At 62.6% G+C, this 17110-nt stretch carries 16 protein-coding genes; 11 read left to right on the forward strand and 5 right to left on the reverse strand.

Annotation, left to right across the window (positions count from 1 at the left end; genetic code table 11):
• Together VK804_RS11720 and VK804_RS11725 are read left to right on the forward strand one after the other, a co-directional pair.
• The coding region (locus VK804_RS11720; protein ID WP_325370975.1) for a response regulator at positions 1 to 3731 on the forward strand (3731 nt) is incomplete at its 5' end.
• Positions 3732 to 3743: 12 nt separating this feature from the next.
• Positions 3744 to 5228: an HWE histidine kinase domain-containing protein gene (locus VK804_RS11725; RefSeq protein WP_325370976.1), complete on the forward strand. Its 1485-nt coding sequence runs from the start codon at positions 3744 to 3746 to the stop codon at positions 5226 to 5228.
• 126 nt (positions 5229 to 5354) lie between these two features.
• Here VK804_RS11725 and VK804_RS11730 read toward each other — a convergent pair whose 3' ends face one another.
• Positions 5355 to 5549, reverse strand: a complete 195-nt coding sequence (locus VK804_RS11730; protein ID WP_414642762.1) for a PilZ domain-containing protein — start codon at positions 5547 to 5549, stop codon at positions 5355 to 5357.
• 521 nt (positions 5550 to 6070) lie between these two features.
• Positions 6071 to 6844 (reverse strand): helix-turn-helix transcriptional regulator, encoded by a 774-nt coding sequence (locus VK804_RS11735; RefSeq protein ID WP_325370978.1) that lies wholly within the window; start codon positions 6842 to 6844, stop codon positions 6071 to 6073.
• A gap of 217 nt (positions 6845 to 7061) precedes the next feature.
• Here VK804_RS11735 and VK804_RS11740 point away from each other — a divergent pair, with 217 nt between their 5' ends.
• The 4 genes from VK804_RS11740 to VK804_RS11755 are packed head-to-tail and all read left to right on the forward strand — an operon-like array spanning position 7062 to position 8896.
• Positions 7062 to 7292, forward strand: coding sequence for a hypothetical protein (locus VK804_RS11740; protein ID WP_325370979.1), 231 nt, complete (start codon positions 7062 to 7064; stop codon positions 7290 to 7292).
• A gap of 14 nt (positions 7293 to 7306) precedes the next feature.
• Complete coding sequence (locus tag VK804_RS11745) at positions 7307 to 7606, forward strand: PilZ domain-containing protein (RefSeq protein WP_325370980.1); 300 nt, start codon at positions 7307 to 7309, stop codon at positions 7604 to 7606.
• Positions 7607 to 7628: 22 nt separating this feature from the next.
• On the forward strand, positions 7629 to 7796 hold the full coding sequence (locus tag VK804_RS11750; protein WP_325370981.1) for a hypothetical protein: 168 nt from the start codon (positions 7629 to 7631) through the stop codon (positions 7794 to 7796).
• Positions 7797 to 7846: 50 nt separating this feature from the next.
• Positions 7847 to 8896 (forward strand): HD-GYP domain-containing protein, encoded by a 1050-nt coding sequence (locus tag VK804_RS11755; protein WP_325370982.1) that lies wholly within the window; start codon positions 7847 to 7849, stop codon positions 8894 to 8896.
• A gap of 28 nt (positions 8897 to 8924) precedes the next feature.
• Here VK804_RS11755 and VK804_RS11760 read toward each other — a convergent pair whose 3' ends face one another.
• From VK804_RS11760 to VK804_RS11770, 3 genes are all read right to left on the reverse strand, one after another.
• Positions 8925 to 9170, reverse strand: a complete 246-nt coding sequence (locus VK804_RS11760; protein ID WP_325370983.1) for a PilZ domain-containing protein — start codon at positions 9168 to 9170, stop codon at positions 8925 to 8927.
• 155 nt (positions 9171 to 9325) lie between these two features.
• A complete protein-coding gene (locus VK804_RS11765; protein ID WP_325370984.1) occupies positions 9326 to 10834 on the reverse strand; it encodes an NAD(P)/FAD-dependent oxidoreductase in 1509 nt (502 codons plus the stop codon).
• A gap of 93 nt (positions 10835 to 10927) precedes the next feature.
• Positions 10928 to 11719, reverse strand: a complete 792-nt coding sequence (locus VK804_RS11770) for a S1 family peptidase (protein WP_414642763.1) — start codon at positions 11717 to 11719, stop codon at positions 10928 to 10930.
• Positions 11720 to 11792: 73 nt separating this feature from the next.
• Between VK804_RS11770 and VK804_RS11775 the strand changes: the two genes are divergently transcribed.
• The 5 genes from VK804_RS11775 (at position 11793) to VK804_RS11795 (ending at position 16926) form a co-directional block, all read left to right on the forward strand.
• The gene (locus tag VK804_RS11775) at positions 11793 to 12425 is read left to right on the forward strand and encodes an HAD-IA family hydrolase (protein WP_325370986.1); all 633 of its coding nucleotides are present in this window, start codon (positions 11793 to 11795) and stop codon (positions 12423 to 12425) included.
• Positions 12426 to 12673: 248 nt separating this feature from the next.
• On the forward strand, positions 12674 to 13945 hold the full coding sequence (locus VK804_RS11780) for a DUF2235 domain-containing protein (RefSeq protein ID WP_325370987.1): 1272 nt from the start codon (positions 12674 to 12676) through the stop codon (positions 13943 to 13945).
• Positions 13946 to 14043: 98 nt separating this feature from the next.
• Positions 14044 to 14766, forward strand: coding sequence for a gluconate 2-dehydrogenase subunit 3 family protein (locus VK804_RS11785; RefSeq protein WP_325370988.1), 723 nt, complete (start codon positions 14044 to 14046; stop codon positions 14764 to 14766).
• 10 nt (positions 14767 to 14776) lie between these two features.
• A complete protein-coding gene (locus VK804_RS11790; protein ID WP_325370989.1) occupies positions 14777 to 16552 on the forward strand; it encodes a GMC family oxidoreductase in 1776 nt (591 codons plus the stop codon).
• The gene (locus VK804_RS11795; protein ID WP_325370990.1) at positions 16549 to 16926 is read left to right on the forward strand and encodes a cytochrome c family protein; all 378 of its coding nucleotides are present in this window, start codon (positions 16549 to 16551) and stop codon (positions 16924 to 16926) included. The genes VK804_RS11790 and VK804_RS11795 overlap by 4 nt, the downstream gene beginning before the upstream one ends.
• Positions 16927 to 17110: the final 184 nt, after the last annotated feature.

Genomic DNA, 17110 nt, shown 5'->3' on the forward strand with positions numbered 1-17110 from the left:
ACCTGCTGGCGGCGAACCTCACCACGCAGGTCCGCAACATCGCCGAGGTCGCGACCGCGATCGCCGGCGGCGACCTGTCCAAGAAGATCACGGTCGACGTGCGCGGCGAAATCCAGCTGCTCAAGGACACCCTCAACACCATGGTCGAGCAGCTCCGCTCGTTCGCGGCCGAAGTGACGCGCGTCGCGCGCGAAGTCGGCACCGAAGGCCGGTTGGGCGGTCAGGCCGTGGTGCCCGGCGTCGGCGGCACCTGGAAGGACCTCACCGACAACGTCAACCTGCTGGCGGCGAACCTCACCACGCAGGTCCGCAACATCGCCGAAGTCACCACCGCGGTCGCCCGCGGCGACCTCTCGCGCAAGATCACGGTCGACGTGAAGGGCGAAATCCTCGAACTGAAGAACACCATCAATACGATGGTCGACCAGCTCAACGCCTTTGCCGGCGAAGTGACGCGCGTCGCCCGCGAGGTCGGCACCGAGGGCAAGCTCGGCGGACAGGCGCAGGTGCCCGGCGTCGCCGGCACGTGGAAGGATCTCACCGACACCGTGAACTTCATGGCGGCCAACCTGACCGAACAGGTGCGCGGCATCGTCAAGGTGGTGACCGCGGTCGCCGACGGCGACCTGAAGCAGAACCTGACGGTGAAATCGAAGGGCGAAGTCGCAGCGCTTGCCGACACCATCAACAACATGACCGAGACGCTCGCCACCTTCGCCGATCAGGTGACCAGCGTGGCGCGCGAAGTCGGCGTCGAGGGCCGTCTCGGCGGCCAGGCCAACGTGCCCGGCGCCGCCGGCACCTGGAAGGACCTCACCGGCAACGTCAACCTGCTCGCGGCCAACTTGACCTCGCAGGTCCGCGCCATCGCGGAAGTCGCGACCGCGGTCACCAAGGGCGACCTGACGCGTTCGATCCAGGTCGACGCCCGCGGCGAGGTCGCGGAACTGAAAGACAACATCAACACCATGATCGGCAATTTGCGTCTGACCACCGACGTCAATACCGAGCAGGACTGGCTGAAGACCAACCTCGCCAAATTCACCAACATGCTGCAGGGCCAGCGCGACCTGACCACGGTCGGCCGGCTGCTGCTGACCGAACTGACGCCGCTGGTGAACGCCCATATGGGCGTAATCTACCAGGTCGAGAACGAGGATAGCCCGCAACTGCGCCTGCTTTCGGCCTATGCCGGCGACGGCGCCAGTCCGCATCAGCCAACCGTGCAGTTCGGCGACGGCCTGATCGGACAATGCGCAATGGACAAGCGGCAGCGGCTGGTGTCGGACATTCCCGATGACGCCGTGCCGATCAATTCCGCGCTGCTGCGCGTGGTGCCGAAGAACCTCGTGGTGCTTCCGGTACTGTTCGAGAACCAGGTCAAGGCCGTGATCGAGCTTGCCTCGGTCTCCGCCTTCACGACCTCGCAGATGACCTTCCTCGAGCAGCTCACCGACTCGATCGGCATCGTGCTCAACTCGATCGAGGCCACGATGCAGACCGAGGGCCTGTTGAAACAATCCCAGCAGCTCGCCGGCGAGTTGCAGACCCAGCAGAAGGAGTTGCAGCAGACCAACGAACAGCTGGAGCAGAAGGCCCAACAGCTGGCCGAGCGCAACGTCGAGGTCGAGCGCAAGAACCAGGAAATCGAACAGGCGCGGCGCGCGCTCGAGGAAAAGGCGACCGAGCTTTCGCTGACGTCGAAATACAAGTCGGAATTCCTCGCCAACATGTCGCACGAGCTGCGCACGCCGCTCAACAGCATCCTGATCCTGGGCCAGCAGCTGACGGAAAATCCCGACGGCAACCTGTCTCACAAGCAGGTCGAGTTCGCGCGCACCATCCATGGCGCGGGCACCGACCTGTTGAACCTGATCAGCGACATCCTCGATCTGTCCAAGATCGAATCCGGAACGGTGACCGTGGATGCCGAGGAAATCCTCACCAGCAACCTGCTGGAAACCGTCGGCCGCCCGTTCCGGCACGAAGCGGAAAACCGGCAATTGTCGTTCAATATCGACGTCGATCCCAATCTGGGGCGCAGCATCGTCACCGATTCCAAGCGGCTGCAGCAGGTGCTGAAAAACCTGTTGTCGAACGCGTTCAAGTTCACCGCCGAGGGCGGCGTGCGGCTGAGCGTATCGGCGGCCCTGGGCGGCTGGAGCGCCGAGCATCCCATCCTCAAGCAGTCTCCCGCGGTGATCGCCTTCGAGGTGTCCGATACCGGCATCGGCATCCCCCTCGAAAAGCAAAAGCTGATCTTCGAGGCATTCCAGCAGGCGGACGCCGGCACCAGCCGGAAATATGGCGGCACTGGCCTGGGGCTCGCCATCAGCCGCGAACTGGCGAGCCTGCTTGGCGGCGAAATCCATCTGCAGAGCACGCCCGGCAAGGGCTCAACCTTCGTGCTCTATCTGCCGCTGAAATATTCCGGGCCGACGGTGGCGCCGCGGGTGACCGCATTGTCGCAATACAACTCGGCGCCGGCGCTGCAGGTCGCCACGCAGGAGCGCGTCATCGAGCAACTGCCGGACGACCGGCTCAATCTCGAGCCGGGCGACACCATCCTCCTGATCGTCGAGGACGACCCGCATTATGCGCGCGTGCTGGTCGATCTGGCCCGCGACAAGGGCTTCAAGGTGCTGGTCGCGGCGCGCGGTTCGGAAGCGCTGGATCTTGCCAAGCAATTCCAGCCCACGGCGGTTTCGCTCGATGTCTTCCTGCCCGACATGCTGGGCTGGACGGTGCTGAGCCAGCTGAAGCACAATCCGCTGACCCGGCACATTCCGGTCCAGATCATCACGCTGGACGAGGACCGCCAGCACGCGCTGGCGCGCGGCGCGTTCTCCTTTGTCAACAAGCCGACCACGACCGAAGGCGTCGCCGCGGCATTGTCCCAGATCAAGGAATACGCAAAACCTCGCCGCAAGCGTCTGCTGATCGTGGAGGACAATGCCGCGGAACAGATGAGCATCAAGGAGCTGCTGGGCCACAACGACATCGAGATCGTCACCACCGATACCGGTGCCGGCGCGCTTTCCATGCTGCGCGAGAACCCGTGCGATTGCGTCGTGCTCGATTTGCGGCTGCCCGACATGAGCGGCTTCGAGGTGCTGGACTCGATTCGCAGCGACGATACGCTGTCCAACGTGCCGGTCGTGGTCTTCACCGGCCGCGAGCTTTCGGTCGAGGAAGATGCGGAACTGCATACCATCGCGCGAAGCATCGTGGTGAAGGGCGTCGAATCGCCGGAGCGGCTACTGGATGAAACGTCGCTGTTCCTGCACCGTGTGATCACGGAATTGCCCATCGAGAAGCAGCGAATGCTGGAAAAGCTCAACAGCTCTGACGAGGACCTCGTCGGCCAGACTGCGCTATTGGTGGACGACGATGCCCGCAACATCTTCGCGCTCAGTAGCGTGCTGGAGCGCCGCGGCATGAAGGTGCTCACCGCCACCACCGGCAGCGAGGCGGTGGCGCTGGTCGAAAAGAACCCGGAGATCGCGATCGTCCTGATGGATATCATGATGCCGCAGATGGACGGCTACCAGACCATCGGAGTGATCCGCGACAACCCGGCATTCCGGAGACTTCCGATCATCGCGCTGACCGCCAAGGCCATGAAGGGGGACCGCGAGAAATGCCTGGAGGCGGGAGCGTCCGACTATCTTGCCAAACCCGTCAATACCGAGCAGTTGCTGCTGGCGATACGCATGTGGCTACATCGCTGATGGGTGGCTCCGATGAATGACCATGAAAAGGTGAACATCCTGCTGGTCGACGATCAGCCGGCGAAGCTCTTGGCCTATGAGGTCATCCTGAAGGAGCTCGGTGAAAATCTGGTGGTCGCGACCTCGGGGCGCGAGGCGCTCGAATACCTGCTCAAGAACGAAGTCGCGGTCATCCTGGTCGACGTCTGCATGCCGGAACTCGACGGATTCGAGCTTGCCGCCATGATCCGCGAGCATCCGCGCTTCCAGAAGACCGCGATGATTTTCATCTCGGCGATTCAGGTCAGCGACATCGACCGGCTTCGCGGCTACGAGATGGGCGCGGTGGACTACGTTCCCGTGCCGGTCATTCCCGAGGTGCTGCGTGCGAAAATCAGGGTGTTCGCCGAGCTCTATCGCAAGACCCGGCAGTTGGAGCGGTTCAACGCCGAGCTTGAAGATCGCGTCCGCGCGCGCACCGCGGAACTCGAGGAATCCAACGGACGGCTGCTCGAAAGCGAACAACGCCGCAGCCTGGCGATCGCCGCCGGAAAAATGGGTTCCTGGGACTGGGACTGGCTCAATGGCGACTGGATGTGGGACGAGGGGCAATATCGCATTTTCGGCGTCGATCCCCAAACCTTCGTGGTGAACCCGGCCAGCGTTCAGGCCTTGCTGCATCCGGACGATATCGGCGAACTGCGCAAGGCGATGGCCGAGTTCAGCAAGGGCGTCAGATCCTATGAGGCGGAGTTTCGCATCAACCGCCCGGACGGCGAGGTTTGCTGGTGCGTCGGCACCGCGGCCGCGACCGTCGACAAGGCCGGCCGCGTGGTACGCGTCAGCGGCGTCACCGTCGACATCACCGAACGCAAGCGCGCCGAGGAACGCCAGAACCTGCTGGCGCGGGAAGTCGACCACCGCGCCAAGAACGCGCTGGCGCTGGCGCAATCCATCGTCCGGTTGACGCGCGGCGAAACCGTCAAGGCCTATGTGCAGGCGGTGGAGGGTCGGATCAGCGCACTGGCGCGAGTCCACACCATTCTTTCGCTGTCGAGCTGGCAGGGAGCTGAGATCGGCAAACTGGTCGACGAGGAGCTCGCGCCTTACGCCACCGGCGACCAGATCGCCTTCGGCGGCTCCGACATCCAGCTGCTGCCCGCCACCGCGCAAACCCTGGCGCTGGCGCTGCACGAGCTGGTCACCAATTCGGCGAAATACGGCGCGCTGTCCACGCTGTCCGGCCGCCTCAATCTCAACTGGGAGATCGAGCGCGACGTGCTGCGGATGGTGTGGGAAGAGCGCGACGGTCCGCTGGTGGAGAAGCCGGCATCGCGCGGCTTCGGCACCCGGAGCGTGATCGCCGCCATCGAATCGCAACTCGGGGGACAGGCCGAGTTCGACTGGCGCGCCGAAGGCCTGATCTGCCGGCTGTCGGTTCCGCTGACCCCGGAAATCGCGACGCGACAACTCAACCGTCAGCCAAATCTCGCCGTCAACGGCAACCGGCTGAGCTAGGGCGTGTACTCTAGACCCGCACCGCAGTAGGGTGATCTCAAGCTCGGGGTGGAGAACCGCACCGCGGCGGCGGCGATTGCGGCGAGCGCCAGCCGGCGCAATTCGTGAATGCGACTCGGCGCTAGTCTAGAACGCGACTCCGAGGCGTGCTCCAACGCGCCAGACGATTCGGCAACGCTTTTTAGTCGCGCCGAACAGCAACTCGAACCGATTGGGCAGCCTTGTCTGCCCCGCTATCTCGATGCATGCGCCGCCAGGCGAATAATCAATGATCCGGCAATCGACGACAGGGCTTTTCGGATCAACGATCAATTTGGCCAAGTCGGCATTTCTGCCTGTAGGCCGCACGCGTACGAATAGTCGCGGATACATCGCTGCTCCCGTTTACCGCCACTCGATCCCGAACTCTTCGGGGCCTGCATGAAGCCAGAGGAGCGCGGCGCGGCTATCGATCCGGACAAGGCGATCGTCATCCACGGTTTTGTCGGTCGACAGGTGCAAGAGAAACGACCCGTCCGGCGCTCGAAATAGCGTATCCCGCGCGTGCCGTTCGACCAGCGCGTCAGAATCGATAAACGGGTACGTCCGCGAAACAAGGAGCTCGATAGCGAATAGCATCGGTCAGCCCTCTGCGCGGATTGCACCACAGAGTGGTTAACAGTTTTCATCCAGCTGGACGTGGTCGACTCCGCACCGCCAGCGATGAGGCGTGATGCGCTCAGGCAATCCTCCATTCGGAGGAGTGGCGTATCGACGCAGCCATCGAACTGCGTGGATTGGATTTTATCCTAGTACAACTTGTGTCACGATCTCTTGTCAGCCGAAGCGCGGGTGATAGTGGCCTAGCCCTTCGGTTGGAAAATGATCAGCTTGAGGGTCGGGTCAGGCGCGGCCAAGAAGGTCATTTGAAAAAACGTCAGCCAGCCGCGGTGGGGATGATTGAAGGATTTTTCGTTGCCCTCCCACATCAGAACCTCCTGTTCCTCCCAATACTGCCTGAAGTGATCCGACGCCTCGCTCAGCCCCTGCACGAGATCGAGCATCTTCGGATCGTCAACATACTTGCCATATTCAACCCGGAAATGCGCCACGAGGCGGCGAGCCCGAAACTCCCAATCATTCATGAGGGTCCTGACGCCCGGATCAAGGAACATATAGCGCAATACGTTCCTTTCAGAGCTCTCGATCCATATCGCAAAGAGGTCTGCGAATGCGGCGTTCCAGGACAGCAATGTCCAATATTTGTCGACCACCAGGGCCGGAAATGAAATGGCAAGCACGCAGCTCTCGATGGCCCTGGTAGCCGGCGTGCTGACCGCGCTCGAAGAAGCATCTTTCGGGTCAACTCGCTGGGCCACCTCAAAAAGGTAAGCCCGCTCCGCCGGTGCCAACTGCAACACATCGGCTATGCGTCCAAGCGCAGCACCGGACGGCCTTACTTCCTGCCCCTGCTCCAGCCGCGTATACCAGGTCGGACTGATCCGGGCCTGTTGAGCAATCTCTTCGCGCCGAAGACCGGATGTCCTCCGTCTTCTTCCACCAGGCTTGCCTTCGTCCGCTGGTCGGACGGCCTCCCTGTGCTTCCGCAAAAACTCGCCGAGCGCGCGCTGCCGCACGGCAGATAGTATCCTAGGATATTTTGTATCCGGATCGTCTCCGTGAGCGTCTTCCAACGTGGCCCTCCTCCCAGAGAGCAAAGCAATGAATCACAAATTGTCCGATGATAATTTTGGTGTGCGTTAGCCACCTATGCGATTTACCTAACATTGTAATTTAGAGGGCATTCTGTGGAGATTGTCGAGTTCTAGTTACGTCACGGCCGACCGGTGCCGCGTGAATATCGAGGACGATGAAGTCCTCGCGAATTTCTGGATTGCGATCGTGCAGAAAGCCGATAGCCCATTGTCGCCTGATGACCTCGATGCTGCATCGCAAGGCTGCTCGACGGAGGAATTCGTCGCCTTGGCGCGGCCGGTCACGAACGAGGCGGATCGCCCGCACGCACAAGCCATCGGAATCTTCGATCAAGTCCCTGGGAATGTCCATACCGCTTTTGATTCCTGAGGATCGGATTGCAGATGGCATACGGAAAGAGGAAGAGCGAGCGCGTCAATTTCGATCGCGGCATCCATGCCTACATCATGGGGATCGACGGGACCTGGCGTCGCGGCTGCACCATGCTCGACATATCGCAATCGGGCGCGCGCCTGTGCGTCGAGGGATGTTTCGATGGATTGGACCTCAGGGAATTCTTTCTTCTGCTGTCCACGAGGGGTCTTGCGTTTCGCCGCTGTCAGCTGGTGCGCATCGCAGGAGACGAGATCGGCGTTCGATTCCTGGCGCGGGACAAGGCCGACAACGTGTCTTTGAAACGATAGCAAACCAGTGAGGCCGTTTGAAATGAGCGAAGCGCGCAAGATAATCGAGGTCAAGGTCTCGGCCATATCGTCGGAGCCGTTGACCGGTCTGGTGCAGGTGAACACCCCCGAGGCCGAGATCGAATTCGAGATAACGGAAGATCTGGCGCACAAGTTCTGCGCCGACCTCGAACACTTTCTGACGAGATGACCGGCTTCGCGTCACCAAACCCGCTGCGGGAATGAAAGCGGCCACGATTCATGTCCGTGCATGTCATCGCCGATACCGCCAACAAGCTCTCGAGCCTGCGCGCCATGCTGCAGGAGCATCACGCGGTGACATCCGAATTGCTTGGCGGCGCCAAGGGCCAGCGCATCGAGGCCGACGCCCTCGTCGCCGCGGCTGATCTGCGTTCCGTCGAGAATATTGCCGCCCTGAGAGAAGCTTTTGCGAAATTGACGCACATCCGCAAACGCATTTTTCTCGTCGACCAGAACGCTCACCTCTTCATCGTCCAGGCCTATGCGCTGGGCGCCACACGCGTGCTTGGCGCTTCCGTCGATCAGGCGAACTTGCTGGCGCAGCTTGCGGATAGCGGCCTCTCTGGAATTCGCCCGAACGACGCCTCGCATGGCGCCCGCGAGGCCGCGGCCGCGGGTGCGATTGCCATTGGATCGATGTTCTCCGCCGTATTGGCCCGCAAGGCCATCGACGTCACGGGCGCAAAAGGCGCCGCCAGCGGGATCGCCGACAGCATTGCCGAAAGCGGGCTGTCGAGCTGGCTCGAAACCGTTCGCGGCCACCATGAGGGAACCTACCAGCACTGCCTGCTGGTCACCGGAATAGCCGTGGATTTCGGATTGAGCCTCGGTTTCGCTAGACGAGACCTCGAGCGACTGCAGTCGGCGGCGATGTTTCATGACATTGGGAAAGCGAAGATTCCGCTCGCGATCCTTGACAAGCCCGGCCGCCTCGATGACGAGGAACGGGCACAGATCGAAACCCATCCCGGAGCCGGATATGACATCCTCAAGGGCAGCCCCGGCATTTCGCCGGAGATCCTCGACGCGGTCCGCCATCATCACGAGTACCTCGATGGCAGCGGATATCCCGACGGACTTTGCGCCTCGAGCATCGCGGACATCGTTCGGATACTGACCATATCCGACATTTTCGCAGCCCTGATCGAGCATCGGCACTACAAGCCGGCGATGTCCCGGCAACGAGCCTATGAAATCATACAAGGCATGCGTGGGAAGCTTGAAATGCCGCTGGTTGCCGCTTTCAGGGAGGTGGCGTTGAGCCGCTGACAGGCGTGCTTCGCCGGGTTCGTCGTTGCTAGAACGCCACGCCCAGGCGCCGACCGGTGCTCCAGACGATACGGCAGCGCTTCCGGGTCCCGCCAAACAGCAGCTCAAAGCGATTTGGCGGCTTGATTTGTCCCGATATCTCCAGGCACGCCCCGCCCGGGGAATAGTCCACGACCCTGCAATCCATGGCGGGGGCCTTCGGGCCAAGGATCAATTTGGCCGCGTCGGAAACCAATCCTCTGGGTCTGACACGTGCGAACCGTCGCGGATACATCACTGCCTCCGGTGGCGAGATGCGCAGAGAATAACCCGTCCGGGGAAATTTTGAATGCGCTGTCGAGTTTTACCGTTATCGAAATCCCCACCGCGACACTAAAATCGCAGCGAAAATCCACGACATTCGTTACCGTGGATTTGAATTGAGTCGTCTTAATCATAGACGAACGCGGCGTCGTCGAGATCGATCGCGGGAAACTGGTCCTTCTCCGCCCAGTAATCCTGGCTGTGCTGCCATTCCGGCTTGTCGCCGCGCTTCGGCAACAGGTGCATGTTGCGCATCATGTAGCCCGGATTGAAATTCTCCGGATCGATCCAGGGCAATATCGGCATGTTGTGATCTTCCGGCCGCAGCATCGGCATGACCTTCCGGGCGCCTTTGTTCTTCATATGCGCGAGCAGCCGAACCACGAAATCCGACACCAGGTCGGTGCGCAGCGTCCAGCTGGCGCGGAAATAGCCGAATACCCAGGCGAGATTCGGCACGCCGGTGAACATCATGCCGCGATAGGTCACAGTGTCGGCGAAATCGAGCGGCTTGCCGTCGATCGAAAACGCGATGTCGCCGAGCACGGAAAGATTGAAGCCGGTGGCGGTGACGATGATGTCGGCGTCGAGCCGCTGGCCGGATTTCAGCACTATCCCGGCTTCGTCGAACCGGTCGATCTCATCGGTGACGACGGATGCCTTGCCGCTCTTGATGCCCAGGAACAGATCGGCGTCGGGAACGAAGGCGATGCGCTGCCGCCAGGGCCGGTAGGTCGGCGTGAAATGTTTCTCCACGTCGTAGTCGGGACCGAGCACGGCGGTAATCTGGCCGATCAACTCCTTCTTGACCTGCTCCGGCTCGGCAAGGCAGCGGCGCGTGAACGCATCCTGCTCGAACAGGATCTTGCGGCGCACGATCTCATGGATCCATTCCTCCTTGACCTGGAGCTGCCGCAGCGTCTCGGCGAGTTCGATGGCGTTGCGGCCGAGCCTGAAAAACGTCGGCGATCGCTGCAGCATCGTGACATGATCGCATTGGTCCGCAATCGCGGGAATCAGCGTCGCGGCGGTCGCGCCGGAGCCGATCACCACCACCTTCTTGTCCTTGAGCTCGATGTCCTCGGGCCAGCGCTGCGGATGGACGATGCGGCCCTTGAACTCGGCCATGTCCTGCCATTCCGGGGTATGGCCTTCGGAATGGCGGTAGTAGCCCTGGCACATCCACAGGAAATTCGCCGTGAAGGTAGCGGGCTCGCCGCTGTCGGTCCGGACCGCCTCGACCGTCCACAAATTGGTCGCGCTCGACCAGCTTGCCCGTTCGATCCGATGCTTGTAGCGGATGTGCCGTGCGAGATCGTCTTCGGCGATGACATCGCCCATGTAGGACTTGATTTCATCGGAGGTTGCGATCGGCGGCCCGACCCATGGCTTGAAGCTGTAGCCGAAGGTGTGGAGATCGCTGTCGGAGCGGATGCCGGGATAGCGGTGCGTCAGCCAGGTGCCGCCAAAACTCTCCTGGGCTTCCAGGATCACGAAGCTCGTGCCCGGAAGCTGCGTCATCAGGCTATGGGCGCTGCCGATCCCGGAAATGCCGGCGCCGACGATCAGGACATCGAAATGCTCGGCCGACTGGGGCACGGAAGATGCCGGACCGATAGTAGCCAAGACGTTCATGATCCCTGCCCTTCATTGATTGGCAACGCGCCGCGAGAGGCTCTGTAATGTTCGATGTCCGACGATACAATGCGCCGGACCAATCCGCCATTCTCACAGCGCAATGCCCCACTGCTTTGCCGTCTGCAAGATCCAGTCGCGGTAGAGCGTCAGCGGGGTGACGCCGGTCAGACCGCCGCAGCCGGCACTGCCGTTCGGCCCGGTCGACCAGCTGATCACGCCGATAATGGCAGGACCTGCCGGCTGGTCCTCGAACACCGGGCCGCCGGAATCGCCGGTACAGGCGCCGAGCCCGTCGCGCGTCCCTTCCGTCGAGGGATCGACCAGGCGGATCTGCAGCGTCCCCGGCTTGCCGGTCGCGACCAGGCCGGCGGCGCGAATGACGCCGCCGCTGGAACCCTCGCCGCGGATGGTGACGCCGATGCCCGCGATGGTGAAGCGGTTGCCGGGCATCAGCGGGAGCTGCGGCACGCCGAGCGGGGCTGCGCTCTTTCCCTGCGGGGCCGCTTCGAGCCGCAGCAATGCCACATCGGCGGTGGCGCGATGGGCCAGCATCGCCTGCATCACGAAGCCGGGATGAACCGCGACGGTCGTCACGTCGCGCAGTTGCGGCTGCTTGTCGGCGCCATATTCGACGATCTTGTAGGTCGAACCCGGCTGCACACAATGCGCCACCGTCAGCACCAGTTCCGGCGCGATCAGGGCGCCGCTGCAGAAATTGCCGCGCGAGCCGACGATGGTGACGACGGCGCGGCCGACGCCTTCGGCTGACGGCGCCGCGCCGCCCACGATGGCTTGGGCCGGCGCGGCAAGGAGCATTGCCAGAGCAGCAATGATTGATGCCAAGGGCTTCAACGCCGCAGCAATAGCCCGCAAACCTCTCATCGCCAAGGGCTGGCTCGGGGCACCGCTCCGTGTTAGCCGTTCCGCACATCGGGGTCTGCAGGGACGGTAATAGATGCTCGAAGCGGTGATCTGGGATTTCGGCGGGGTGCTCACCTCATCGCCGTTCGAAGCCTTTGCGCGGTTCGAGCGCGAACATGGCTTGCCGGCCGATATCATCCGCCGCACCAACGCCAGCAACCACCACGAGAACGCTTGGGCGAAATTCGAGCGCGCCGAAGTGGATCTCGAAACCTTCGACCGATTGTTCGCAGCTGAATCGAAGGCGCTCGGCGCCGAGGTTCGCGGCAAGGACGTCTTGCCGCTGCTGTCGGGGGACCTGCGGCCCGAGATGGTCGAGGCCTTGAAACGGATAAAATCTCGCTTCAGGACCGGCTGCATCACCAACAACCTTCCCGCCAACGCCATCGGAAGCGCGAGCGGCCGCTCGCTCTATATCGCCGAAGTGATGGTGCTGTTCGATCATGTCATCGAATCCGCCAAGATCGGCCTGCGCAAGCCTGACCCCAAAATCTACCGGATGATGCTGGAGGCGCTCGGCGTCGATCCCGAAAATTGCGTCTATCTCGACGATCTCGGCGTCAACCTGAAGCCGGCGCGCGAGATGGGCATGGCCACCATCAAGGTGGTCAATGCGTCGCAGGCGCTTGCCGAACTCGAGGCGGCGACGGGACTGACGCTGCGCTAGCAGCTCATGGCGTCCGTCACGCAAGGGGGGTCAGGGTGCTTCGTCATGGCCGGGCATAGCCGTCCGAAGGACGGCGTCGCTTCCGCTCGCCTATGCCCGGCCATCCACGTCTTCATATGACCGCGCCATCAAGACGTGGATGCCGGGACAAGCCCGGGCATGACAATTCAGGGACAAACAATTCCAGATTGAAGGGGAACCGCATTCTACCGTAGGATAAGGCAGATTTCCTAGCGCGAGGCGGGACGATGTCGAAGAACATAGTGATTTGCTGCGACGGCACCGGCAACGAGATCAAGACCAACCTCTCGAACGTCCTGAAACTGTTCCGTGTCCTCATCAAGGACGAGAACCAGCGGGTGTTTTATCATCCCGGCGTCGGCACCATCGGCCTGCAAAGCACCTGGGAACGATTGAAGCAGGAGACCTACGGCGTCTTCAGCCTGGCGACCGGCGCCGGCCTCGACGAGGATATCCTAGCCGCCTACCGCTTCCTTTGCCAAACCTACCAGGATGGCGACCGGGTCTGGCTGTTCGGCTTCAGCCGCGGCGCCTACACCGTGCGCGTGCTCGCGGCCTTCATTCACGTGATCGGACTGTTGCCGCGCGACCAGATCGACCTCGCCGGCTATGCCTTGTCGGTTTACAAGAATGCCAGCGAGAACAGCCACGGCTCCGACGAAAAGGCCGAGGATTTCCTGGACCAGGCCTGGCAATTCCGCCGCGTCGCCGGCGGATACCTGATCCCGATCGAGTTCATGGGGGTCTGGGATACGGTAGCTTCCGTGATCGTTCCCCGGCAGGACAAGTTCCTGCTCGACCTGCAGACGCTGGTCTACACGCGGACCAATCCGAGCGTCAAAAAATTCCGGCAGGCGATGTCGATCGACGAACGCCGCCGGATGTTCCGGCTCAATCGCTGGGTCGACCCGCAAAAATATCGCCCCGATCCGTTCGATGCGTCGACTGCGATCGCCCAGGACATCCGCCAGGTCTGGTTCGCCGGCGTGCATGGCGACGTCGGCGGCGGCTATCCGGAGATTGACAGCGGTCTTTCGAAATATCCGCTGCTGTGGATGATCGCGCAAGCCAAGGCGGCCGGGCTTCGTGTTGACGATTCCATGGTCAACCATCTCGGCTGGGGCTGGCCGCGACCGCCCAGCAAGCACGTTTACGTTCCACCAAGCCCCACCGGGCAGTTGCATGTCTCGCTTTCGGGCTTGTGGTGGATCCTCGAATTCCTGCCGAAGCGGAAAAAGTGGCTGGAGTGGCCGCAGCGCAAATCTTTCCTGGGCTGGTATATTCCGGACGCCGAACCCCGACCCATTCCGGGCGCCCCATTGACGCCCATTCCGGAAAAACCCGTCATCCATCGATCGGTCCTTGACCGGATGGCCAGGGATCCCTCCTACCGGCCGATCAACCTTCCAGCCGACTATGCGATCGAGGAGGGACCGTCCCCGCCCGTCGCCGGACCGGCTCCGGTAATTCCACCAACCGATCTGCCGCCGGCCGCATAGCTCCGGATCGAATCCCGCCTTGCCGGGCTGATCCAAAAGCCGCATGCTCGCTTCCAAAAGCAGCCGGGGCTTCGTATCCCGGCGGCAGGGAGGCGATCATGAAAGATAAAGGGCTCGACCGGCGCGACTTCATCAAGGGCGCCGTGGTCGGCGCTGCGGCGGGCAGCAGCGCCGCCATCGCGACACCGAACATCGCGCAGGCCGAGACGGCCGCTCAAGCGGTCCCCGCCGCTGCTCCTCAAGCCGCCGGCTACGCCTTTCTCAATCTCGACGAGGCCGCCTTCGTCGAGGCGCTGGTGGACCACATGGTCCCGGCCGACGAGATCAGCCCGAAGGGCACCGATCTCGGCGTCAACATCTATATCGACCGCGCACTCGCCGGCAGTTGGGGCAAGGGCGACCGGCTGTACACGCAGGGGCCATGGAAACAGGGCGCCCCGAGCCAGGGTTACCAGCTGCCGCTGACCCCTGCACAGCTCTATCGCGCCGGCATCGAGGCAACCAACGCGCATTGCCGGAAAACCTGGGGCAACACCTTCGACCGCATCGAGCCCGCGCAACGCGAGGAGGTGCTGGTCGGCCTCTCCACCGGCAAGGTCAAGTTCGACGACGGGCTGCCGGTGCGGGCGTTCTGGTCCACGCTGTATCAGACCGTGGTCGAGGGCATCTATTCCGATCCGATCTATGGCGGCAACCGCAACAAGGCGGGGTGGGCGATCATCGGTTTCCCCGGCGCGATCGCGGTGCATCGCGACCACGTGGAAAAATATCGCGGCAAGCCGTTCCCGACAAAACCGCTCGGTATCGCGGACATGAGTTGAGGGGCGCACCATGACCACGAAACTGAAAGAGGTCGATGTCGTCATTGTCGGGCTGGGCTGGACCGGCGGCATTCTGGCGAAGGAATTGACCGAAGCCGGCCTGAAGGTTGTGGCGCTGGAGCGCGGCGCAATGCGCAGCAGCGAGAACGACTATTCGCTGCCCAACATCCGCGACGAACTGCGCTACGTCGTGCGCCACGATTTGATGCAGAACACCGCGCGCGACACCATCACGGTGCGCAACAACCCGAAGCAGGAGGCGCTGCCGATGCGCCGGCTCGGCTCGTTCCTCCCCGGCGAAGTCGTGGGCGGTGCCGGCGTGCACTGGAGCGGCCACACCTGGCGCTGGACCGACATGGAATTCAAGGTCCGCTCCAACTACGAGGAGCGCTACGGCAAGAAATTCATTCCCGACGACATGACGATCCAGGACTGGGGCATCAGCTACGCGGAACTCGAGCCCTACTACGAAAAGTTCGAATATACCGCGGCCGTCTCGGGCAAGGCCGGCAACCTTGGCGGCCAGATTCAGGCAGGCGGCAATCCGTTCGAGGCGCCGCGAAAGCGCGACTATCCGCTGCCGCCGCTGACGCCGATCCTCGCCAGCGAGATGTTTTCGGATGCCGCCCGCAACGCCGGCTACCATCCGTTCCCGCGGCCGTCGGCCAACGCCTCGCAGCCTTACACCAATCCGGACGGCGCGAAATTCGGCGGCTGCCAGTATTGCGGCTATTGCCAGCGTTTTGGCTGCGAAGCCAACGCCAAGGGCAGCCCGCACATGACGGTGATCCCGATCGCGATGAAGAATCCGAACTTCGAGCTGCGCACCCATTCCTGGGTGACCAAAGTGCTGAAGGATTCCGACGGCAAGCGCGTTACCGGCGTCACCTACACCAACATCCTCAACGGCGAGGAATTCGAGCAGCCGGCCACCATCGTGCTGCTGTGCGCCTATGCCATCAACAACGTGCACCTGATGCTGCTGTCGGGCATCAGTGCACCTTACGATCCGGTCGCGCAGACGGGCGTGGTCGGCAGGAATTACTGCTACCAGACCGGCGCCGGCGCGACGCTGTTCTTCGAAGGAAGGTATTTCAACCCCTTCATGAACGCCGGCGGCTCCAACGCCACCATCGACGACTACAACACCAATTGGGATTTCGACCGCGCCCCGCACAATTTCGTCGGCGGCTACAACGTCTCCGGCGGCTTCAACACGGCGCTGCCGATCGGCTATCGCCCGGTGCCCTCGGGCACGCCGCAATGGGGCAGCGACTGGAAGCGCGCGACCTCGAAATGGTACCAGACCGCGATGGTGATCAATGCCAGCGGCAGCGTGATGGCCAACCGCTACAATTGCTACGACCTCGACCCGACCTATCGCAACGCCTTCGGCCAGCCCTTGATGCGGATGACTTTCGACTATCAGGACAACGAGCACAGGATGGGTGTCCACGCCGCCAAGGTCGTCAACGACATCGCCAAGTCGATGAATCCGACAAAGCTCAATCCGGCGGCGGCGCGCACCGATCCCTGGACCGTGGTGCCCTACCAGAGCACGCACAATACCGGCGGCACCATCATGGGCACCAATCCGCGCGACAGCGCGGTCAACAAATATCTGCAGAGCTGGGATTGCCATAATCTGTTCGTGGTCGGCGCCAATGTGTTCCCGCACAACTCCTCCTACAACCCGACCGGGCCGGTCGGCGCGCTGGCCTACTGGACCGCGGACGCGATCAAGAATCGTTATGTGAAAAATCCCGGCCCGCTGGTGCCGGCATGATCTGGGTTGCGCGCGCCACGCTGGCGCTGCTCGTCACGCTTTCAATCGCAGGCCCGGCGCATGCCGGCGGCGACGCCGCGCGCGGCGAAGCGAAATTCGGCGATTGCGCCGCCTGTCACAAGCTCGAAGCCGGCGCCAACGATGTCGGACCGAGCCTGCACGGCCTGTTCACGCGCAAGGCCGGCGAGATCGCGGATTTCCGCTATTCGCCGGCGATGAAACGCAGCGGCATCGTCTGGACGGCGGAGACGCTCGACAGCTACCTCGCCGATCCGCAGAGCCTGGTGCCGGGCAACCGCATGCCCTATGCCGGCATGGACAACGCAGCCGACCGCGCCGACCTGATCGCGTATCTGCTGACGGCGACGAAGTAGGCGCCTCTTCTCCCTCTCCCCGTTCTTCACGGGGTCGAGACGAGCGAAGCTCGCTCTTAGAGGGTTGGGGTGAGGGAATCTCTCAACCGTCTCGACTCGCGGAGAGTCCCCCTCACCCGGATCGCTTCGCGATCCGACCTCTCCCCGCAAGCGGGGCGAGGTGACCAGAGCACGACGTTAGTAT

The sequence above is a fragment of the Bradyrhizobium sp. genome (assembly GCF_035484855.1).
Taxonomy (GTDB): Bacteria; Pseudomonadota; Alphaproteobacteria; order Rhizobiales; family Xanthobacteraceae; genus Bradyrhizobium.